This window comes from Streptomyces sp. NPDC001868 (genome assembly GCF_040297125.1).
Classification (GTDB): Bacteria; Actinomycetota; Actinomycetes; order Streptomycetales; family Streptomycetaceae; genus Streptomyces.
This window is the reverse complement of sequence record NZ_JBEOYO010000002.1, coordinates 17,783-38,397: the sequence shown is the minus strand read 5'-3', so window position 1 is coordinate 38,397 and position 20,615 is coordinate 17,783. Positions and strand designations below refer to the sequence as shown.

General features: G+C 72.6%; 18 protein-coding genes. 9 read left to right on the top strand and 9 right to left on the bottom strand.

All coding sequences use genetic code 11. The features are described 5' to 3' along the window. Positions 1 to 100: 100 nt before the first annotated feature. The 5 genes from ABT147_RS02755 to ABT147_RS02735 all read left to right on the top strand — a co-directional run bounded on the left by ABT147_RS02755 (position 101) and on the right by ABT147_RS02735 (position 4,424). A complete protein-coding gene (locus ABT147_RS02755; protein ID WP_351402035.1) occupies positions 101 to 778 on the top strand; it encodes an amino acid ABC transporter permease in 678 nt (225 codons plus the stop codon). Then, positions 775 to 1,731: an amino acid ABC transporter permease gene (locus ABT147_RS02750; RefSeq protein WP_351402034.1), complete on the top strand. Its 957-nt coding sequence runs from the start codon at positions 775 to 777 to the stop codon at positions 1,729 to 1,731. The genes ABT147_RS02755 and ABT147_RS02750 overlap by 4 nt, the downstream gene beginning before the upstream one ends. A 198-nt stretch (positions 1,732 to 1,929) precedes the next feature. Next, positions 1,930 to 3,624: an FAD-dependent monooxygenase gene (locus tag ABT147_RS02745; RefSeq protein WP_351402031.1), complete on the top strand. Its 1,695-nt coding sequence runs from the start codon at positions 1,930 to 1,932 to the stop codon at positions 3,622 to 3,624. Positions 3,625 to 3,656: 32 nt separating this feature from the next. Then, positions 3,657 to 3,803 (top strand): putative leader peptide, encoded by a 147-nt coding sequence (locus ABT147_RS02740; RefSeq protein WP_351402029.1) that lies wholly within the window; start codon positions 3,657 to 3,659, stop codon positions 3,801 to 3,803. 81 nt (positions 3,804 to 3,884) lie between these two features. Beyond that, entirely contained in the window at positions 3,885 to 4,424 is a 540-nt protein-coding gene (locus tag ABT147_RS02735; RefSeq protein ID WP_351402027.1) for a cupin domain-containing protein, read from the top strand. Between the two features lie 319 nt (positions 4,425 to 4,743). Here ABT147_RS02735 and recX read toward each other — a convergent pair whose 3' ends face one another. From recX to ABT147_RS02715, 4 genes are all read right to left on the bottom strand, one after another. Next, entirely contained in the window at positions 4,744 to 5,760 is a 1,017-nt protein-coding gene (recX, locus tag ABT147_RS02730; protein WP_351402025.1) for a recombination regulator RecX, read from the bottom strand. 3 nt (positions 5,761 to 5,763) lie between these two features. Continuing rightward, the gene (gene recA / locus ABT147_RS02725; protein ID WP_351402023.1) at positions 5,764 to 6,891 is read right to left on the bottom strand and encodes a recombinase RecA; all 1,128 of its coding nucleotides are present in this window, start codon (positions 6,889 to 6,891) and stop codon (positions 5,764 to 5,766) included. Between the two features lie 305 nt (positions 6,892 to 7,196). Further along, positions 7,197 to 8,534 (bottom strand): AI-2E family transporter, encoded by a 1,338-nt coding sequence (locus ABT147_RS02720; RefSeq protein WP_351402021.1) that lies wholly within the window; start codon positions 8,532 to 8,534, stop codon positions 7,197 to 7,199. Positions 8,535 to 8,639: 105 nt separating this feature from the next. Beyond that, positions 8,640 to 8,834 (bottom strand): DUF3046 domain-containing protein, encoded by a 195-nt coding sequence (locus ABT147_RS02715; protein ID WP_351402019.1) that lies wholly within the window; start codon positions 8,832 to 8,834, stop codon positions 8,640 to 8,642. A 79-nt stretch (positions 8,835 to 8,913) separates the two neighbouring features. Here ABT147_RS02715 and ABT147_RS02710 point away from each other — a divergent pair, with 79 nt between their 5' ends. After that, positions 8,914 to 9,858 (top strand): hypothetical protein, encoded by a 945-nt coding sequence (locus tag ABT147_RS02710; protein WP_351402017.1) that lies wholly within the window; start codon positions 8,914 to 8,916, stop codon positions 9,856 to 9,858. A 90-nt stretch (positions 9,859 to 9,948) separates the two neighbouring features. Here ABT147_RS02710 and ABT147_RS02705 read toward each other — a convergent pair whose 3' ends face one another. The 3 genes from ABT147_RS02705 to ABT147_RS02695 are packed head-to-tail and all read right to left on the bottom strand — an operon-like array spanning position 9,949 to position 11,974. Beyond that, positions 9,949 to 10,257, bottom strand: coding sequence for an AzlD domain-containing protein (locus ABT147_RS02705; protein WP_351402015.1), 309 nt, complete (start codon positions 10,255 to 10,257; stop codon positions 9,949 to 9,951). Beyond that, positions 10,254 to 11,003, bottom strand: coding sequence for an AzlC family ABC transporter permease (locus tag ABT147_RS02700; RefSeq protein ID WP_351402012.1), 750 nt, complete (start codon positions 11,001 to 11,003; stop codon positions 10,254 to 10,256). The genes ABT147_RS02705 and ABT147_RS02700 overlap by 4 nt, the downstream gene beginning before the upstream one ends. Before the next feature lie 29 nt (positions 11,004 to 11,032). Next, positions 11,033 to 11,974 (bottom strand): AraC family transcriptional regulator, encoded by a 942-nt coding sequence (locus ABT147_RS02695; RefSeq protein WP_351402010.1) that lies wholly within the window; start codon positions 11,972 to 11,974, stop codon positions 11,033 to 11,035. A gap of 132 nt (positions 11,975 to 12,106) precedes the next feature. Here ABT147_RS02695 and ABT147_RS02690 point away from each other — a divergent pair, with 132 nt between their 5' ends. The 3 genes from ABT147_RS02690 (at position 12,107) to ABT147_RS02680 (ending at position 18,852) form a co-directional block, all read left to right on the top strand. Next, positions 12,107 to 16,954, top strand: coding sequence for an ATP-dependent helicase (locus tag ABT147_RS02690; protein ID WP_351402008.1), 4,848 nt, complete (start codon positions 12,107 to 12,109; stop codon positions 16,952 to 16,954). Positions 16,955 to 17,200: 246 nt separating this feature from the next. Then, on the top strand, positions 17,201 to 18,055 hold the full coding sequence (locus tag ABT147_RS02685; protein WP_351402006.1) for an Fpg/Nei family DNA glycosylase: 855 nt from the start codon (positions 17,201 to 17,203) through the stop codon (positions 18,053 to 18,055). 32 nt (positions 18,056 to 18,087) lie between these two features. Further along, positions 18,088 to 18,852: an SDR family NAD(P)-dependent oxidoreductase gene (locus ABT147_RS02680; RefSeq protein WP_351402004.1), complete on the top strand. Its 765-nt coding sequence runs from the start codon at positions 18,088 to 18,090 to the stop codon at positions 18,850 to 18,852. Positions 18,853 to 19,325: 473 nt separating this feature from the next. Here the strand turns inward: ABT147_RS02680 and ABT147_RS02670 are convergent, their stop codons facing one another. Together ABT147_RS02670 and ABT147_RS02665 are read right to left on the bottom strand one after the other, a co-directional pair. Further along, the gene (locus ABT147_RS02670; protein WP_351402702.1) at positions 19,326 to 19,796 is read right to left on the bottom strand and encodes a Dps family protein; all 471 of its coding nucleotides are present in this window, start codon (positions 19,794 to 19,796) and stop codon (positions 19,326 to 19,328) included. A 358-nt stretch (positions 19,797 to 20,154) separates the two neighbouring features. Continuing rightward, positions 20,155 to 20,532 (bottom strand): helix-turn-helix domain-containing protein, encoded by a 378-nt coding sequence (locus tag ABT147_RS02665; RefSeq protein WP_005481441.1) that lies wholly within the window; start codon positions 20,530 to 20,532, stop codon positions 20,155 to 20,157. Between the last annotated feature and the right edge of the window lie 83 nt (positions 20,533 to 20,615).

The window sequence follows — 20,615 nt, the reverse complement described above, 5'->3', positions numbered from 1 at the left end:
CGGGTCTCGTAGTCGCGCCGCCGCCCGCCGCAAGGCGCGGTAAGGGCGGCGGTGCGCTGCGCCTGCCTCGTACGCCACACACCCGGAAGCGCGGGAGACAGTGTTCGACTTCCTTTCAAACTATGACGACCCAACCTTCTTGGGTGCGTTCTGGATGACGGTCAAGCTCACCGTCTTCTCAGCCATCGGCTCCCTGATCTGGGGGACCCTGCTCGCCGCCATGCGCGTCAGCCCCGTTCCCCTGATGCGTGGCTTCGGCACCATCTACGTGAACGTCGTGCGGAACATTCCGCTGACCGTCATCATCGTCTTCACCTCGCTCGGCCTCGCCGATATCTTCCGCGTGTCGATGGGCGCGGGTGGCGATGTCAAGCTCCAGGCCTTCCGGCTCGCCATTCTCGGTTTCGTGATCTACACCGCCGCCTTCGTCTGTGAGGCACTGCGCTCCGGCATCAACACCGTGCCCGTCGGCCAGGCCGAAGCGGCCCGCGCCATCGGGCTGAGCTTCAACCAGGTCCTCGGCCTCATCGTGCTGCCGCAGGCGTTCCGCGCGGTGATCGGCCCGCTGGCCAATGTGCTGATCGCGCTCACGAAGAACACGACCGTGGCGGCCGCGATCGGTGTGGCGGAGGCCGCCTACCTCATGAAGGGCATGATCGAGAGGGAGGCGCAGACGCTGCTCATCGGCGGAATCTTCGCCTTCGGGTTCGTGGTATTGACCCTGCCCACCGGTCTGATCCTCGGCTGGCTGAGCAAGCGACTGGCGGTGAAGCGATGAGTTCCGTTCTCTACGACGCCCCCGGCCCCCGGGCCAAACGGCGCAATGTGATCCTCACGGTGGTCTTCGTCGCTCTGCTGGCCCTCCTTCTGTGGTGGCTCTGGCGGGCGATGGACAGCAAGAACCAGCTGGAGTGGAAGCTCTGGGAGCCGTTCACCACCTCCGAGGCCTGGACGACGTATCTGCTGCCCGGTCTTGCCAACACGCTCAAGGCCATGGCGTTCTCCATCGTGATCGCGCTTCCTCTCGGTGCGCTCTTCGGCATCGCTCGTCTCTCCGACCACCGGTGGGTCCGGATCCCGGCCGGTGCGGTGGTCGAGTTCTTCCGGGCCATCCCCGTCCTGCTGCTGATGCTGTTCGCCAACGAGGTCTTCGCTCGCTCGACGGACGTGTCCACCGAGGATCGGCAGCTCTACGCGGTCGTCACCGGCCTGGTGCTGTACAACGCCTCGGTCCTCGCCGAGGTCGTACGGGCCGGCATCCTCGCCCTCCCCAAGGGCCAGACGGAGGCCGCCCAGGCGATCGGCCTGCGCAAGGGCCAGACGATGGGCACCATCCTGCTCCCACAGGCCGTCACCGTGATGCTGCCGGCCATCGTCAGCCAGCTCGTGGTCATCGTGAAGGACACCGCGCTCGGCGGCGTGATGATCGGGTTCACCGAACTGCTCAACGGGCGCCAGACGCTGGCCGCGTACTACGCCAACCCCATCGCGAGCTTCATCGTGGTGGCGGTCATCTACATCATCCTGAACTTCATCATCACCAGCTTCGCGAGCTGGCTGGAGGGCAGGCTGCGGCGGGGCAAGAAGTCGACCGGGGCGGTGCTCCCCGCAGCGGCCATCGGGGGTACCACGGCGACCGGCGGTGAGGGCGGCGGCGCCATCGGCCTCGGGCTCGGGCCCGACACCTACTCACAGCCGACCGACGCTCCCCCGAGGAAGACCGACACCTGACGAATGATCAGGTGACATCCGCCCAGGGTGTCCCCCGAATCAGTCCCCGGAGGGCAGTGGCATGATCGCCACTGCCCTCCGTCACTTGACGCAAGCACCGGCAATGGGTTGCATACGTTCTGTGATCGTGCACCCTGCTCCAACTTCCTGTTCACCCACGTCCGCCGGGACGTCACGCCGGGCAGGGGGCGCCGCGCCGTGGACCCGGTGATCATCGTCGGCGCCGGACCCGTGGGGCTCACGCTCGCCCTCGCGCTGGCGCGGCAGGAGGTGCCGTCCGTGGTCCTCGACGAGGGGCCGGGCAAGGACGAGCAGCGGCTCGCGCGGACCGTGGTCCTGAACGAGGACACGGCCGCACTGCTGGAACGATTGTCCGGCGTCCCGCTCTCCCGGGCCGGCTTCCGCTGGGCCGGATGGCGCTCGATGCGACGCAAGCAGGTGATGCGTCAGGTCCGTTTCGGAGAGGCCGACTTCGACGAGGCGGACGTCCCGCCCCGGGACGGCTTCGCGAAGGGCGACCGCGGCGGGGCCGACGACGTCGTCGAGGGCTCCGCCGACCTCCCCCCGCTCCACATCGCCCAGCACGTCCTGACCACCGCCCTGCGCGAGGCCATCGCCGGCGAACGGCTCGTCAAGGTCGCCGTGGAGAGCCGGCTCGACGCGATCGAGCAGGAGAAGTCCGGCGTCACGGCCCACACCCGAGGCCCCAAGAGCACCTGGTGGCGCGGGAGTTACCTGGTGGGCTGCGACGGCCCGCGCTCTACGGTCCGCAAACTCCAGGACATCCGCTTCCCCGGCCGTACGGCGGTGGAACGCCACGCGGTGGCGGCACTCCGCGCCGAACTCCCCCGGCCGGGCGAAGCGTTGCTGCACCGCATGCCGCCGTGGCGCACGGCGGGCCCGTCCGGCGGGGAGATCACCGCACGGCCGCTCGCCGGGGGCGTCTGGCGCCTGGACTGGCTCCTGCCGCCGGGCAAGGACCTCGTGACGCCCGAGCTGCTCGTGGCCCGCGTCCGGGAGACCCTCGCCGGCTGGACGGGCGGCTCCACACCGCCGTACGACCTGCTGGACACCGGCGTCCACACCGTGCACCACCGGCTCGCCCGGCGCTGGCGGGTCGGCCGGGTCTTCCTCGCCGGGGACGCCGCGCATCTGCTCGGGGCGCTCGGCACCCAGGGCCTCGACGAGGGACTGCGGGACGCCGACAACCTCGCCTGGAAACTGGCCCTGGCCTGGCACCACGGCCCGCACGAGGCCCTGCTCGACAGCTACCAGACGGAACGGCGCGCGGTCGTCGCCACCCGGCTGCGCGCCGCCGACCAGGTACTGCCCCTGCTGCGCGGCGGCAAGGGCCTGCGCGCGTACGTCCCCGGCTCGTCCCGGGGCCACGACGCGCTCCTCGCCGACGGCCATCTGGGGCGCGGGGCACTCGGTGCGCCGGGGGCGTACGCCGACTCCCCGCTCATGCCTCCGCGCGCCGCCGCGGAGACTCCGATCGCCACACCGCCGGGCACCCAGGTCGTGGATGTGGAGGTGACCGCGGAGGACGGCACCTTCGTACCGCTGCGGGACCGGCTCGGGCGCGGGGCACTGCTCGTGGTGCTGATCGCGCCGGGCACCGGGGTGTGGGAGCGCAAGCACTGGATGAGTGCCGGGATCATGCCCCGCCTCGCCGCCGCCGTCGCCGCCCTCCCCCACCCCGCCGAGCTACTGGTCGCCGAGTCCTATCCGGGCGCGGGCGCCCACACCGTCCTCCTCGTCCGCCCCGACGGCTATCTCGTCACCGCCCTGACCGGCGTACGCCCGGCCGACCTGTACACGGCGGCGGCAGCGACGCTGGGCGTGGCGGAACAACAGGCCGAGACGACCGGGGCGGCCGCCGGCTCACGCTGAAGCGCCCGAGCCATCGGGGGACGACCGTCGCTGTGTGTCCACATAGTGACGGTCAGTTGACCGCGTCGCGCCGTCATGGTCTACTCCGGTCCGTGACCGACACCTCGACGCGCCTGTGGCGGAGGGTCCATATGGACCTCGTCCGCTATGCGGGCTGCGTGTGTCGTCCGTCCTGCTGAATTCGCATCCCTATCTCTTCCGCGCGCGCCGCTCGTACGCCGTCGCGCGCTCCCGAGCGAACGCACTCCAGGACGGTACCCGTGTCTGCCTCTCCCGTTGTTCCCCCCTCCTCCGCACCGGCCGTCTCCGCCCCCACACAGGCGGAGCTGCTCGACTTCGCACGCCGGACGGCCGCCGACGCCGAGCTGATCGCCTCGCTCCCGCTCGACCCCGAGGGCCGCACCTGGGTACGGCTCGAAGGTCCCGGCGGCAGCGAGGCCTGGCTCATCGGCTGGCCGCCCGGCACCGGGACCGGCTGGCACGACCACGCCGACTCGGTGGGCGCCTTCGTCACCGCCGCCGGCGAACTCAAGGAGTACTCGCTCGCCGCCCGGCTACCCACCGACGGCTGGAAGACCCTCGAACTCACCGAAGGCGTCGACCGTGAGCGACGGTTGCCCGCCGGCAAGGGCCGTTCCTTCGGACGCCACCACGTCCACGAGGTGCTCAACGAGTCCACCGAGGAGCACGCGATCTCCGTCCACGCCTACTACCCGCCGCTCCCCCGCATCCGCCGCTTCAGCCGCACGGGACAGGTGCTGCGCCTGGAGCACGTGGAGCGCCCGGCCGACTGGCAGTAATCCCAGGAGCCGAGCGGCCCGAACGGCCAGCACCGCCCGACCGGTCCGCACAGCCCGAGGCTCCGAAGCGCTGGGCACACGAGGGGGCTCCCGGTGAACTCCTCCGGGACGCCGCGGAGTTGTTCCGCCCCTGCCTACGTCCCCACCTCATCCCCCGTCCCCGATCCGGGCCCTCGGGAATCCGGGGCCCTCGGGGATCCGAGGCCTTCGGGGATCCGGGGCGCTCAAGCGCCGTCACCCGCCACGCCCCCGGAGGCCCGACCTCAGCACCCCGCCTCCAATACCCCCACTCGATCCCCTCCCCTCGCCTCCCCTCGGCTCAGTACCCCTCGTCCTCCAGCCCCTCCGTGTCCTCGCCCTCTTCCTCCAGTGCCTGCCGGACCACGCGGAGGGCCATGCCCTCGGGGTAGCCCTTGCGGGCGAGCATGCCGGCGAGGCGGCGGAGGCGTTTGTCGCGGTCGAGGCCCCGGGTGGAGCGCAGCTTGCGGGCGACCAGCTCGCGTGCGGTGGCCTCCTCCTGGTCGGAGTCGAGCTGGGAGACGGCCTCGTCGATCAGTGCCGAGTCGACGCCCTTGGTGCGCAGCTCCCGGGCGAGGGCTCGCCGGGCCAGGCCCCGGCCGTGGTGCCGGGACTCCACCCAGGCGTCCGCGAACGCGCCGTCGTTGATCAGCCCGACCTCCTCGAACCGCGACAGCACCTCGTCCGCCACGTCGTCGGGGATCTCGCGCTTGTGCAGGGCGTCCGCGAGTTGCTTACGGGTGCGCGGGGTCCCGGTGAGCAGGCGCAGACAGATCGCGCGCGCCCGCTCAGCCGGGTCCCCTGAGGACTCCCCTTTCTCGGCCCTCGACGAGAAAGACGAACCCCCGTCCTGCGGCCCCCCGCCGTCCGGGCCGTCGCCCGATTCCCCCGATTCTCCGAAGCCACGCCTCCGACCACCCCGACCGCCGCGCCCGCCACGCGCGTCGCCTCCCGTACCGCGCGAGGCACCACCACCGCGCCTACGGGTGCCGACGGCCGAGCCCGCACCGGAGCCCGAGCCGCCCTCCCGCCGACCGGAGTCACCGTCGCCGGCGTACGGTCCGGCGTCGTACGGTTCGCCGTCGTACCGCCCGGCATCGTGCGGTCCCGCGTCGTAGGGCTCATCGTCGCGGGGCCCGCCCGTGCCGTACGGCGACGGCATGTCGTCGTCGTACGGTCCGAACCCATGCCCGTACCCGTGCCCGTCCGCGGCGGATCCCCCGACACCGCCGCCGATACCCCCGCCGGTGTCCCCGCGCCCCCGGCTGTCGGAGGCGCTGGGGTACACGTACTCGCCCCAGTCCGTTCTGCGTGTCACGGACTAGCTCTTCGCCGCCGCGGCCTTCTTGGGAGCCTTGGCGGCCGACGCCGCGGGCGCCGTCTTCGCGGCGTCGTCCGCGGGTGTGGCCGAGACCGCCGCGTCCGCACCCGGCTCCGCGGTGGGCTCCTCGGGCCGGACGCCCACGCCCAGCTTCTCCTTGATCTTCTTCTCGATCTCGTTGGCGAGGTCGGGGTTGTCCTTCAGGAAGTTACGGGCGTTCTCCTTGCCCTGGCCGAGCTGGTCGCCCTCGTACGTGTACCAGGCGCCGGCCTTGCGCACGAAGCCGTTCTCCACGCCCATGTCGATCAGGCCGCCCTCGCGGCTGATGCCCTGGCCGTAGAGGATGTCGAACTCGGCCTGCTTGAAGGGCGGCGCGACCTTGTTCTTGACGACCTTGACACGGGTGCGGTTGCCGACCGCGTCGGTGCCGTCCTTGAGCGTCTCGATGCGGCGGATGTCGAGGCGCACCGAGGCGTAGAACTTCAGCGCGCGGCCACCGGTCGTGGTCTCCGGGGAGCCGAACATCACGCCGATCTTCTCGCGGAGCTGGTTGATGAAGATGGCGGTGGTCTTGGACTGGTTGAGCGCGCTGGTGATCTTCCGCAGGGCCTGGCTCATCAGCCGGGCCTGCAGACCCACGTGGCTGTCGCCCATCTCGCCCTCGATCTCCGCACGCGGGACGAGCGCGGCGACGGAGTCGATGACGATCAGGTCGAGGGCACCGGAGCGGACCAGCATGTCCACGATCTCCAGGGCCTGCTCGCCGTTGTCCGGCTGCGACAGGATGAGGTTGTCGATGTCGACACCGAGCTTCTTCGCGTACTCGGGGTCGAGGGCGTGCTCGGCGTCCACGAAGGCCACCTGGCCGCCGGCCTTCTGCGCGTTCGCCACCGCGTGCAGGGTCAGGGTCGTCTTTCCGGAGGACTCCGGGCCGTACACCTCCACCACTCGGCCACGCGGCAGACCGCCGACGCCGAGGGCGACGTCCAGTGCGGTCGACCCGGTGGGGATGACCTCGATGGGCTCGTTCGGCCGCTCGCCGAGGCGCATCACCGCGCCCTTGCCGAACTGCCGTTCAATCTGTGCGAGCGCGGCGTCGAGCGCCTTCTCGCGGTCGGTTCCTGCCATGGGTTCCACCCGATTTGCTTGAGTCGATCGCTTCACGTGAAAGACGCTAACGCCTGCCACTGACAATGGGCCCCGACGCCCGCCCGGCCTGTGGATAACTCGGGCACATCTCCACGAAAACCCTGCCGAACTCCTGTCGAACTCCTGCCGAGGGCCTCGCCGGAGCCCCCATAAGAATGGATGTTCGATTTTAGTGTCAAGCGCACCACGCGGCACCCGGAGGACTTCCGGGTGACGGGTTCGCGTGGAGGAGACGGCCGGTGAAGGGGCTCGGCGCCGGATGGAGGGCTACGACGACGGCAGCCTTACGGGGTGCTGCCGCCCCGGGGCCCGACGCTGCGCCCAGGGCCCGCGTCGCCCTCGGATTCGGAGTCGCCGGAGTCGTCCCCGGACTGCCCCGCCCCGCCCCGCTGCCGGTCCACCGTCTCCTCCAGCCGCTTGCGCAAGCGCGTGAGGAGGTAGCCCGTGCCGCGACTGCGATGCCCGTGCACCCGGGGGTCGTCCGTGACGTCGTACCGCTTCACGTACGCCCCGAGGAAGGCCTGCAGGGTGGCGATGGCGGGGATGGCTATGAGCGCGCCGACGGCGCCGAGGAGCGCGGTGCCGGCGATGACCGATCCGAAGGCGACGGCCGGGTGGATGTCCACGGTCTTGGCGGTCAGCTTGGGCTGCAGCACGTAGTTCTCGAACTGCTGGTAGATGACCACGAAGACGAGGACCCACAGCGCGTACCACGGGTTGACCGTGAAGGCGATCAGCATCGGCAGGGCACCCGCCAGGTAGGTGCCGATCGTGGGGATGAACTGCGAGACCAGCCCGACCCAGACCGCGAGCGCGGGCGCGTAGGGCACGTCGAGGTACTCCAGCAGGACGTAGTGCGCCACTCCGGAGATCAGCGCCATCAGGCCGCGGGAGTACAGGTATCCGCCGGTCTTGTCGACGGCGATCTCCCACGCGCGCAGGACCTCGGCCTGCTTGGCGGGCGGCAGCACGGAGCACAGCGCGCGCCGCAGCCGCGGGCCGTCGGCGGCGAAATAGAAGGAGAACAGCGCGATCGTCAGCAGCTGGAAGAGACCGCCGAGCACCTGCGCGGAGACGTCGAGGACGCCCGTGGCGCTGTTCTGCACGTACTTCTGCAGCCAGTCGGAGCGGAGGAGCCCCTCCTGGATGTCGACGCGCTTGAGCTCGGTGTGGAAGCTCGTGTTGATCCAGCTGATGACGGAGTCGAGGTACGCCGGGAAGTCCTCGACCATCTTGATGATCTGGCCGGCGAGCATCGAACCGAGCAGGGTCACGAACCCGGCGGCCCCGACCAGCGTGATCACGAAGACCAGGAAGGTGGCGAAGCCCCTGCGCAGCCCCTTCGAGGCCATCCAGCTCACCGCGGGCTCGATCGCGAGCGCAAGGAAGAACGCGATGAGGATGTTGATCAGCAGCCCGATGAGCTGGTGGAACGCCCAACTGCCCAGCTGGAACACGGCGACGAGGGAGAGCGCCAGCACCATCGCGCGCGGCAGCCAGCGGGGCATACGGCCGCTCGGGACGGCACCGGGCTCCGGGCCGGCCGGGGGGCCGGTGGGCGGTGTCGTGCCGAACGGGGACGCCTGGGGCTTGAACTGTGCGGTCTCGTCTGTGGGGGCCACGGGACCAAGTCTCGCCCACGCCACCGACAATCAGTCGCCGCCCCCGGTTCTTCCGGTCCAACGACCGGCGTCCGCGTGGTGAAGTCCCCGCGCTTTCAGGGGCTTTCAGCGGTTTTCGGCAGGAACGCCCATGGTCGAGCACACCACCCGCCACACGTCCTTGGCCTCCCAGCCGGCGGCCAGCGCCTCGTGCACCGTGCGCCCACCGAGGCCGGACATCACATGATCGCGCGCGAAGGTGTCGGCGTACCCCTCACCGAAGTGATCCGCCATCCGCTGCCAGAAGACCGTCAACCGCATGAGTCCAGTATCCCGCCCCAGGGGGTGGGCCTGGCCGGGACGGCTTTCCGATACCGCTTTCCGCTCTACGGTCGGAGCCATGGCCGAAACCGGAGCATCTCCACTCCCCTCGTCGTCCCCGGCACGGACCCCGCTGGCCCGCGCCGAACAGTTCGTCTGGCTCACCGCGCGCGTGCTGGAGCAGCGCCGCTTCGCGTACCACTTCCTGGACGGGGGCGCCGACGCGGTGGAGACCGCGCTGGCGGCCTACCGCAACGCCGACGAGGGGTACGGCCACGCGCTCGAACCCGATCTGCGGGGGCCCGTGAGCCAGCCGCTGCACACCGGGCACGCCCTGCGGGTCCTGGACTCGATCGGCCGCTGCGGCGGACAGCGGGTGGAGCGCGTGTGCCGTTATCTGACCTCCGTGTCGACCCCGGACGGCGCCCTTCCCGCGGTGCACCCCTCCCAGCGCGGCTATCCGGCGGCCCCGTTCGTGCCGATCGTCGACGACCCGCCCAGCGATCTGCTGGCCACCGGGCCCGTCGTGGGCCTGCTGCACCGCAACCAGGTGTGGCACGCGTGGCTGTTCCGGGCCACCGACTTCTGCTGGCAGGCGGTCGAGTCCCTGGAGAAGTCGCACCCCTACGAGGTCCACGCCGCCGTGGCGTTCCTGGAGTCCGTGCCCGACCGCCCGCGCGCTCAGGCGGCCGCCGACCGGCTCGGCCGCCTGGTGCGCGAACAGCGGCTCGCCACACTGGATCCGCAGCGGCCGAACGACTACCCGGTGTCCGACGGTTACGCGCCGGGCGAGCACCACTACCCGCACGACTTCGCACGCACCCCGGAATCCCTCGCGCGCGCGTGGTTCACCGACGAGGAGATGTCCCGCTCCCTCGACTTCCTGGCGACCGAACAGACGGACGACGGCGGCTGGCCGATCCGCTGGCGCCAATGGGCCCCGAGCACCGCCATGGAGAGCCGCCCGATCGTGACGATCGAGGCACTGCGGACGCTGCGGGCGTACGGGCGGTCGATCGGCTGAGGACGACTTGAGGACGGCTGACGAGGGCTGAGGAGGGCCAGGGGTCGGCGAGAACGTGCGGCACGCGCGCGTGCCGCACGACAACCGACGTCAGCCCGTCATCGCCCGCACCCCCGCCGTCACGAGCACCGCGGCGGCCACGACGAGCAGGAAGGGGGCGCGCAGAAGCAGGGCGACAGCGGCCGCGGCGAGTCCCGCGGCCCTGGCATCCAGCACCAGGGCTTGTCCGTCGGCGAAGGCCTGCTGGGCCGTGAGGGCGGCGAGGAGGGCCACGGGGAGCAGGGCGGCGAGGCGCCGGACGAGCGGGCGTTCCAGGACGCCCTCGGGGACCGACAGGCCGATGAGCTTGACGGCGTAGCAGCCGACGGCGGTCGCGATGATGGCGATCCAGACGTTCATCGTGCCTCCTCCCGTCGACCGTCCGGCCGGTTCCCGGCCGCTCGGCGCCCTTCCGCCCAGAGGACGACCGGGGCGGCCAGCCCGGCGACGAGGACCGGCACTCCGGCGGGCAGTACGGGCAGCAGCCCGAGCCCCAGGACGACGGCGATGCCCGCGACGGCCCGCTCCCCGGCGGTCCTCAGCATCGGCGCGAGCAGCGCCAGGAAGACGGCGGGCCCGGCCGCGTCGAGCCCCCACGCGTCGGTGTCGCCGATGGCCTCGGCGCCGAGCGCGCCGAGCAGCGTGGTGAGGTTCCACAGCACGTAGAGGCTGAGCCCGGTGACGGTGAAGCCGAGGCGGGCGGCACGACGTGAGGGCTGGGCGAGGGCGACGGCCGTGGTCTCGTCGATGACCCACTGGGCGGCGAACGGCCGCACCGCGCGCGGGAGGGCCAGCAGCTGGGAGAGGCGCAGCCCGTAGAACGCGTTGCGTACTCCCAGGAAGAAGGCCCCGGCCGCCGCCGTGAACGGATAGCCGCCGGCCGCGAGCGCGCCCACCAGGGCGAACTGGGAGGCCCCGGTGAACACCAGGAGGCTCAGCGCACAGGTCTGCGCCAGGCTGAGCCCGCCGCCGGCCGAGGTCACCCCGAAGGCGAACCCGGACAGCCCGACGGCGACCCCCACTCCCAGGGCGTCCCGGACGACGGCCCGGTCGGGTTTCACGCCGCCGCCGTCATGTGTCTCCACGAGATCTGTCTGTTCAGTCACCACGCCCCGGACGGTACGGCGACCTGCCCTTATGGGTCTTGTACGTTCTTGCGCCCACGTCGCCCAAACCGCCCACGTGCACCGTCCTCGCCCCCGCGTGCGCCGTCCTGGCCCCCGACCGCCCCGTCCTCGCGCCCGTCGCCGAGGCCACCGAGGCGTTCCCGCTGGTACGCCCCCGGGGGCACGCCCACGATCCGGCTGAAGTGGCGGTTGAGGTGAGGCTGGTCCGTGAAGCCCACGGCGACTGCGGCAGCGGCGGGAGCCGTGCCCGCATCGAGCAGGCTCCGCGCCCGGCGGACGCGGGCGTCGGTCAGCCAGGTGTGCGGCGGCATGCCGTAGGCCGTGCGGAAGGCCCGCAGGAGGGCGAAGGGGCTGGTGCCGAGATCGGCGGCGAGCCGCTCCAGCGTCGGCGGGTCGGCCATCCGCTCGTCGAGCACGGCACGCGCGCGTGCCGCGACGGGACCGCCGGCCGTGCGGACGGCACGCTGGGGCAGCGGCCCGCCGTTCAGGCGCAGCAGCCGGGTCACGGCGACCCGCAGCAGGGTGTCCGCGGCCAGCGCGTTGCCCTCGTCGACGGCCCGCAGCACCTGATGGACGAGGCCGGCGGCGTACGGGTCCTCGAGCACCGGGGTCACGAAACCGGGGGTGCCGCGGATCGTGGTGGTCTCGGCGGCGATCCCGGCCACCACGTCCGGCGACGGGTAGACGGCGCCGTACCGCCAGCCCTCGGGCACTCCGGCGCGGCCGGTGTGCGGGGTGTCGGGGTTGACCAGGGCCAGGGCGCCCGGGCCCGCGTACTGATCGGCGCCCCCGTGGTGGAACACCTCGACGCCGTCGGCGATGGCCGCGATCACGAAGTTCTCGTGGGTGTGCCGCACGAACCTTTTCTCGACATAGCTCGCGCGCAACAGGTCGACGCCGGGCAGCTCCGTGTACCGCCAGTGCCTCGCCCGCTCCACCGAACCCGCCATGCCCCCATTCTGCTCCGCGTCCGGCCACGAGCGGCGCGGGCCGCCCGGCCCCACAGGCCTTCTTCTGCTGCCCGATCCGAGCCGTTTACGCAGGTCCGGGCCGTTGTCAGTGGGTGGGTGCAGGATGGGGGCATGGTCAGCTCCGCAGATCGAGCCCTCGACGGCTTCTCCCCCGCGACCCGCGGCTGGTTCACGGGGGCCTTCTCCGCGCCCACCGCGGCCCAGGCCGGGGCGTGGCGTGCGATCGGCGAGGGCTCGGACGTGCTGGTGGTCGCCCCGACCGGCTCCGGCAAGACGCTGGCCGCGTTCCTCGCCGCGCTGGACCAGCTGACGTCGAGCCCGCCCCCGGCCGACCCCAGGAAGCGCTGCCGGGTGCTGTACGTGTCACCGCTGAAGGCGCTCGCGGTGGACGTGGAGCGGAACCTGCGCAGTCCGCTGACCGGTATCCGTCAGGAATCGGTGCGCCTGGGGCTGCCCGAGCCCGAGGTGAAGGTGGGCATCCGCTCCGGGGACACCCCGCCCGCCGAGCGGCGCGCCCTGGCCACACGCCCGCCGGACATCCTGATCACCACCCCCGAGTCACTGTTCCTCATGCTGACGTCGGCCACGCGTGACGCGCTCACGGGCGTGGAGACCGTGATTCTGGACGAGGTGCACGCCGTCGCGGGCACCAAGCGCGGCGCCCACCTCGCCCTCACCCTGGAGCGGCTCGACGAGCTGCTGCCCAGGCCCGCGCGCCGGATCGGCCTGTCCGCCACCGTGCGCCCCGTCGACGAGGTCGCGCGCTACCTCTCACCGCAGCGCAGGGTGGAGATCGTCCAGCCTCCGTCCGGCAAGGAGTTCGACCTGTCGGTGGTCGTGCCGGTGGAGGATCTGGGCGAGCTGGGCGGCTCCCCGGTGGCCGACGGCAACGAGGGGGCGGAACGGCCGTCGATCTGGCCGCACGTCGAGGAGCGGATCGCCGACCTCGTCCAGGCCCATCGCTCCACGATCGTGTTCGCCAACTCCCGCCGCCTCGCGGAGCGGCTGTGCAACCGGCTCAACGAGATCGCGTACGAGCGGGCCACCGGTGTGCCCCTGGACGAGCACCACGCCCCGGCGGAGCTGATGGGCGGCTCGGGCGCGGCCCAGGGAGCGCCCCCGGTCCTCGCGCGGGCCCACCACGGGTCGGTCTCCAAGGAGCAGCGCGCCCTGGTCGAGGAGGATCTGAAGGCGGGCCGGCTGCCGGCCGTGGTCGCCACCTCCAGCCTCGAACTGGGCATCGACATGGGCGCGGTGGACCTGGTCGTCCAGGTGGAGTCGCCGCCCTCGGTCGCCTCGGGTCTCCAGCGTGTGGGCCGCGCGGGACACCAGGTGGGCGCGGTCTCCACGGGCGTGGTCTTCCCGAAGTACCGCGGCGACCTGGTCCAGTCGGCGGTGGTCACCGAGCGGATGCGCAGCGGCTCCATCGAGTCCATGCGGATCCCGGGCAACCCCCTGGACGTCCTGGCGCAACAGATCGTCGCCATGACCTCGATGGACACCTGGCAGTTCGACGACCTCCTCGCCACCGTCCGCCGCGCCGCGCCCTTCGCCGCGCTCCCCGAGTCCGCGTTCACGGCCGTCCTCGACATGCTCGCGGGCCGCTATCCGTCCGACGCCTTCGCGGAGCTGCGCCCGCGCGTGGTGTGGGACCGGGTCGCGGGCACGATCACGGGCCGGCCGGGCGCGCAACGCCTCGCGGTCACGTCCGGGGGCACGATCCCGGACCGCGGGCTCTTCGGGGTCTTCCTCGCGGGCGCCGACCCCAAGAAGGGCGGCGGCCGGGTCGGCGAGCTGGACGAGGAGATGGTGTACGAGTCCCGGGTCGGGGACGTCTTCACCCTGGGCACCAGCTCCTGGCGCATCGAGGACATCACCCGCGACCGGGTGCTGGTCTCCCCCGCGCCGGGCGTCCCGGGCCGCCTGCCGTTCTGGAAGGGCGACCAGCTCGGCCGCCCGCTCGAACTGGGCCGCGCCGTCGGCGCGTTTCTGCGCGAGGTGGGCTCCCTGTCCGAGGAGGACGCCCGGCTGCGCCTGCTGGCCGCCGGCCTCGACGCCTGGGCCGCGGACAATGTGCTGTCCTACCTGGCCGAACAGCGCGAGGCCTGCGGCCACGTCCCCGACGACCGCACGATCGTCGTCGAACGCTTCCGCGACGAGCTGGGCGACTGGCGCGTCGTGGTCCACTCCCCCTTCGGCGCCCAGGTCCACGCCCCCTGGGCCCTCGCCCTCGGTGCCAAGCTCTCCGAGCGGTACGGCATGGACGCCCAGGTCATGCACGCCGACGACGGCATCGTGCTCCGTCTGCCCGACGCCGACCTGATGGGCCTGGACCTGCTCGACATGGAGCCCATGAAGGCGGGCACGGAATACGACGCCGAGCAGGCTCCGGTCGGCGCGGCGGACGTCGTCTTCGACAAGGCCGAGGTCGACCAGATCGTCACCGACGAGGTGGGCGGCTCGGCGCTGTTCGCGTCCCGCTTCCGGGAGTGCGCCGCCCGCGCGCTCCTGCTGCCCCGCCGCAGCCCGGGCAAGCGCACGCCCCTGTGGCAGCAGCGCCAGCGAGCAGCCCAGCTCCTCCAGGTCGCCAGTGAGTTCGGCTCGTTCCCGATCGTCCTGGAGGCGGTCCGCGAATGCCTCCAGGACGTCTTCGACGTCCCGGGTCTCACGGAGCTGATGGGCGACATCGAGTCCCGCAAGGTCCGCCTCGTCGAGGTCACCACCCCGGAGCCCTCCCCCTTCGCCCGCTCCCTCCTCTTCGGCTACGTCGCCCAGTTCCTGTACGAGGGCGACTCCCCGCTCGCCGAGCGCCGCGCCGCCGCCCTGTCGCTGGACTCCCGGCTGCTGGCCGAGCTGCTGGGGCAGGCGGAGCTGCGGGAGCTGCTCGACGCCGAGGTGCTGGCCGAGCTGGAGCGGGAGCTCCGGTGGCTCACCGAGGACCGACGCGTCAAGGACACCGAAGGCGTCGCCGACCTGCTCCGCCTCCTCGGCCCCCTCACGGACGCCGAGTTGGCCGAGCGCGGCGCCGAGCCGCAGTGGGCGCGGGAGCTGGCCGGGGCCCGTCGCGCCATCCGCGTCCGGATCGCCGGCACCGACCACTGGGCGGCGATCGAGGACGCGGGCCGCCTGCGCGACGCGCTCGGCACAGCCCTGCCCGTCGGTGTCCCGGAAGCCTTCACCGAACCGGTCAAGGACCCTCTCGGCGACCTCCTCGCCCGATACGCGCGCACCCACGGCCCGTTCACCTCGGCCACGGCAGCAGCCCGCTTCGGCCTCGGCGTGGCCGTCACGGACGGGGCTCTCCACCGCCTGGCGGCGAACGGCCGAGTCGTGCAGGGCGAGTTCCACCCGGCGGGCATCGGCCAGGAGTGGTGCGACGCGACCGTGCTGCGCCGTCTGCGCCGCCGCTCGCTGGCGGCCCTGCGGCACGAGCTGGAGCCGGTGCCGCCGGCCGCGCTCGCCCAGTTCCTGCCGCAGTGGCAGCACGTGGGCGGCGGTCACGGGCTGCGCGGCATCGACGGACTGGTGCGCGCGATCGAGCAGGTGCAGGGCGCCTCGGTGCCCGCCTCCGCCCTGGAGAAGCTGGTCCTGCCCTCCCGGGTCGCCCACTACACCCCCGCGATGCTCGACGAACTCACCGCGGCGGGCGAGGTCGTCTGGGCGGGAGCCGGAGCCCTCCCAGGCAAGGACGGCTGGGTCTCGCTGTACCTGGCGGACACGGCCCCGCTGCTCCTCCCGCCCCCGCACCCCCTGGAGCTGACCGCGCTCCACGAATCGATCCTGACCACGCTCTCGGGCGGCTACGGCCTCTTCTTCCGCCAGATCACGGACCAGGTCCGCGCCACCACCCACCCCGACGCCACCGATCCCCAACTGGCCGACGCCGTCTGGGACCTGGCCTGGTCCGGCCGCCTCACCAACGACACGCTCACCCCCATGCGCTCCCTCCTGGGCTCGGGCCGCACCGCGGGCTCCACCGCCCACCGCGCCAAGCGCACGGTCCCGCGCGGCCGGTACGGCTCCCTGACCGCCGCCGCACGCCCCCAGTCCCGTACGGGCCCGCCCACGGTCGCCGGCCGCTGGTCCCTCCTCCCCACCCACGAGCCCGACCCCACCGTCCGCGCCCACGCCCTGGCCCGCACCCTCCTCGACCGCCATGGCGTCGTGACGCGCGGCGCCGTGGCCGCCGAGGGAGTCGAGGGCGGATTCTCCGCCGTCTACCGCGTCCTGTCCGTCTTCGAGGAGAGCGGTCAGGCCCGCCGCGGCTATGTCGTCGAGGGCCTGGGCGCCGCCCAGTTCGCGATGGACGGCGCCGTGGACCGCCTCCGCGCGGTGTCCAACGCCCGAGATCGCAACGAGCCCCTGCCGGGCCCCACCCCGACCGGCCCCGGCACAACCCCGGCCCCGTGGGACGACTTCCCCGAGGACGGCGGCCCCCTCACCCCAGACCCCGACGACTTCGCCGCCCCGGACGGCACCCCCGGCGAACACAGCACCTACGGGTACGGCCAGGGCGCCCCCTACGACCGATCCCGCCGCGACCCGCATCGCACCCGTCCCACCCCCACCTCCCGAGCCGTCGTCCTGGCCGCCGCCGACCCCGCGAACGCGTACGGCGCCGCCCTCCCCTGGCCCGAGCCGCCCACCGAGGCCGGACACAAACCGGGCCGCAAGGCGGGCTCCCTGGTGGTCCTGGTCGACGGCGAGCTGACCCTCTACATGGAGCGCGGCGGCAAGACCCTCCTGGCCTGGCCCGCCGACCCGGACGCAAGGCCCATGGACGACCCCCGCCTGCGCCCAGCCGCCGAAGCCCTGTCCGCGGCGGCCCGCGCGGGTTCCCTGGGCACGGTCACCGTGGAACGCGTGAACGGCACCTCCGCCCTCACCTCCCCCCACGGCCCCCTCCTGGAAGCAGCGGGCTTCATCGCAACCCCACGCGGCCTCCGCATCCGAGCCTGACCATGGGCAACCGCCCCAGCAGACCCCCGCCCCTCAAGGGGCGCGGGGAACTGCGCGACAAGCCACAAACAGCCCGCACCCGCCAACCCACCGAACCCCCCGAGCTACTAGGCGCCCCACAGCCACCCCCACCCACAAGCACCCTCACCCCCCACCCAGCCCCAGCCCCAGCCCCAAGCCCCAGCCCCAGCCCCAGCCCCAGCCCCAGCCCCAGCCCCAGCCCCCACAACATGCCACCCTGGACCCATGCCCGAAGGCGACACCGTCTGGCAGACGGCGAGGCGACTCCACACCGCCCTCGCCGGAAAAGTCCTGTCCCGCTCCGACCTCCGCGTGCCGAAGTACGCCACGGCCGACCTCACCGGCCGTACCGTCCTGGACGTGACCCCCCGCGGCAAACACCTCCTCACCCGCGTCGAGGGCGGCCTGACCCTCCACTCCCATCTGCGGATGGACGGCTCCTGGAAGGTGTACGCCCCCGGCGAGCGCTGGCGCGGCGGCCCGGCGCACCAGATCCGCGCGATATTGGGCACCACCGACCGCACGGCCGTCGGCTACCGCCTCCCCGTCCTGGAGCTGATCCGCACCACCGACGAACACCGCGCCGTCGGCCACCTCGGCCCCGACCTGCTCGGCCCGGACTGGGACCCCGACCGGGCCCTCACCAACCTCCTGAGCGACCCCGCCCGCCCTCTCGGCGAGGCCCTCCTGGACCAGCGCAATCTCGCCGGCATCGGCAATGTCTACAAGAGCGAGCTCTGCTTCCTGCTCCGGGTCACCCCCTGGCTCCCCGTCGGCGCCCTCCCCGAGGACCTCGCCGCCCGGCTGCCCGTCCTCGCCAAGAAGCTCCTCGAAGCCAACCGCCACCGCCCGGCCCGCAGGACGACAGGCCACCGCCACCACGATCTGTTCGTGTACGGCCGAGCCCGCCGCCCCTGCCTGCGCTGCGACACCCCGGTCCGCGCGGCCGACCAGGGAGACGGCTCCCGCGAACGCCCCACCTACTGGTGCCCCACCTGCCAGCCGGGCCCCGCGCCGGCTCCCGGAGCCCCCGGAACACCTCGCCCGAACCCCCGAGTTCAACGCCGCACACCCAATTGACGGACCGTCAGAAACGCTCGTACCGTCACCTCATGCCCATCCCGGCGTACGACCTCACCGGCCGCACCGCGTTCGTCACCGGCGCGGGCAGCGGTATCGGCCGCGCGTCGGCCGTCCTGCTCGCCGAGGCGGGCGCGACGGTGCACTGCGCGGACCGCGACGCGCAGGGCCTGCACGAGACGGCGACCCTGATCAAGGCGAGGAACGGCACCGCCCACACCCACCACCTCGACGTCACCGACCGCGCCGAACTCACTCGGGCCGTGGCCGCCTGCGAGCGGCTCCATGTGATGGCGGCGATCGCCGGGATCATGCACAGCAGCCCGGTGCTGGAGACCCGGGACGAGGATCTCGAACGGGTGTGGAACGTCAACTTCAAAGGTGTGCTCCACGCCTGCCAGGAAGCGGCCCGCCGGATGATCGCCGAGGAGACGCGCGGCAGCATCGTCACCATGGCCTCCGGCGCCGTCGACACCGGCGGTCCGGGACTGCTCTGCTACGGCGTGACCAAGGCGGCGGTGGTCCAGCTGACGAAGACCCTGGCGACCGAGGTCGGCCCGCACGGCATCCGGGTCAACGCGGTCGCGCCGGGCTGGATCCGTACCCCCATGACCGACCGCCACGACGGCGCGGCACAGGCACGGACGGAGTCCTTCATGGCCCGGCTGTCACCACTGAGCAGAGTCGGCGAACCCGACGACATCGCGCACGCCGTGCTGCACCTGGCCTCCGACGCCTCGGCGTTCACGACGGGTCAGATCCTCCGCCCGAACGGCGGGGTGGCCATGCCCTGGTGACCGCGGCCCCCACCGCGCCCTCCAGAACCGGGCCACCCCCCGCGCCCCCTGACGCGCCCCCCGACCGTCCCCGCACCCGCCGCTTCGGCACGCAGTGCACGGGCAGGAGGCTCAGCCCCCACCCCCCGGCCGCGACCGCCCCCTCCACCGCGCCGGCGTCCGGCACCAGCACGAGTCGCAGCACACCCCACCACCACAGCGCGCCGAGCCCCAGAGCCGCCCCCCAGCGAACTATTCGCATGGCCGCCACCTCCAAGGCCTCCGGGCCCCCAGAACGACGCTAGACGGCCCTCGTCACGGCCGGAGAGGGCGCACCACCGGCACAGGGACGCACGGCCCCCTCACGAGGACCGCGTCCACGGGGCACCCGATGCGCCCCGCCGCCGCTCACCGCCGTCCTCACGCCCCCGCCGCACCCGAAGGTCACGAGGCGGCGCGCGGAGCACCGGCACCCGCTCGCGTCCGCCGCCGCGCTACCCGTTCTCCGCCTGGAACATCCAGTGGTGCTTTTCGAGATCCGCCGTGATCCCGATGAAGATGTCCTGGCTCACCGGGTCCGCCTCCGCGGTGCTCTCCACCCGCGTCCGCATCCGGGTGATCACGGCGCCCAGCGCGTCCACCAGGGTCCCGACCGCGTCCGCGTCCTTGACCCAGCCGTTCGGGACCTTGCCGATACCGCTGCTCCCGGCCACCGTTCCGGCCCGCCCGTCCGGCGGGACACCGAGGGTGGAGGCGCGTTCGGCGACCGTGTCGGAGTGCAGCCGGGCGGTGTCCACGACCTCGTCGAGCTGGAGATGGACCGAGCGGAAGCGCGGCCCGACCACGTTCCAGTGGATCTGCTTGGCCACGAGGGAGAGGTCCACGAGATCGACCAGGGCGCCCTGCAGCGCCTCGGAGACGGTCTTGAGATCGGCCTCGGACAGCGGGCTCTTCACCACGTACATCAGCACGCTCCGGTTTCTTGAGAGGACCGTACGCCCCTGTGCGCCCGCACGAATGAACGAATCACGCGCACGCCCCCCGGTATCGCCCCTCCACCATGACCGCCCACCCCCACCCCGGCAAACGGGAGCCCCCACCGCCCCGGACCGCCCCGCCGACCGACGCGACGCGAACCCCGACCGACGCGACGCGAACCCCGGCCGGCGCCGCGCACAGCCCCCGGCCGGGCACAACACAAGAGCCCCGGCCGGCACCCCCAGGTCTCCCTGGAGGCCCCGCCCGGGGCTCCCGCTTCACTTCTACATCTTCTCTACTTCTTCACCGGCGTGCGCCGGTGCTCACGCACACGCTCGCGGCAGGTCACGCCGCGACGACGTCCACCGCTTCGGCGGGCGCCTTGATCGTGACCCGCTCCGGTGGCACACCGGCCACGGAGACGGAGTTGAGCATCGGTCGACGCACTGGTGCTGGCACCGGCTCGGTGGCCGCTGCGGACTGGGCCAGCTCGGCAAGGGCGAGCTCGTCGCTCACTTCCCGCATGAGCTCGGACATCCGTACGTCCAGCGCGTCGCAAATGGCGGAGAGCAGCTCGGAGGATGCCTCCTTCTGCCCCCGCTCCACCTCGGAGAGATAGCCGAGTGAGACTCGGGCGGACGAGGAGACTTCGCGCAGAGTACGGCCCTGGCGCTGGCGCTGCCGACGCAGCACGTCACCAAGCAGGCGACGGAGCAGAATCATCGGTGGCTCCCTCCTCGGACCGCGTAGCCGCATCCTTCACGCCCCACCGTACCGCCTCGTGCTGCGGCCGTGCGGGGAGCGCT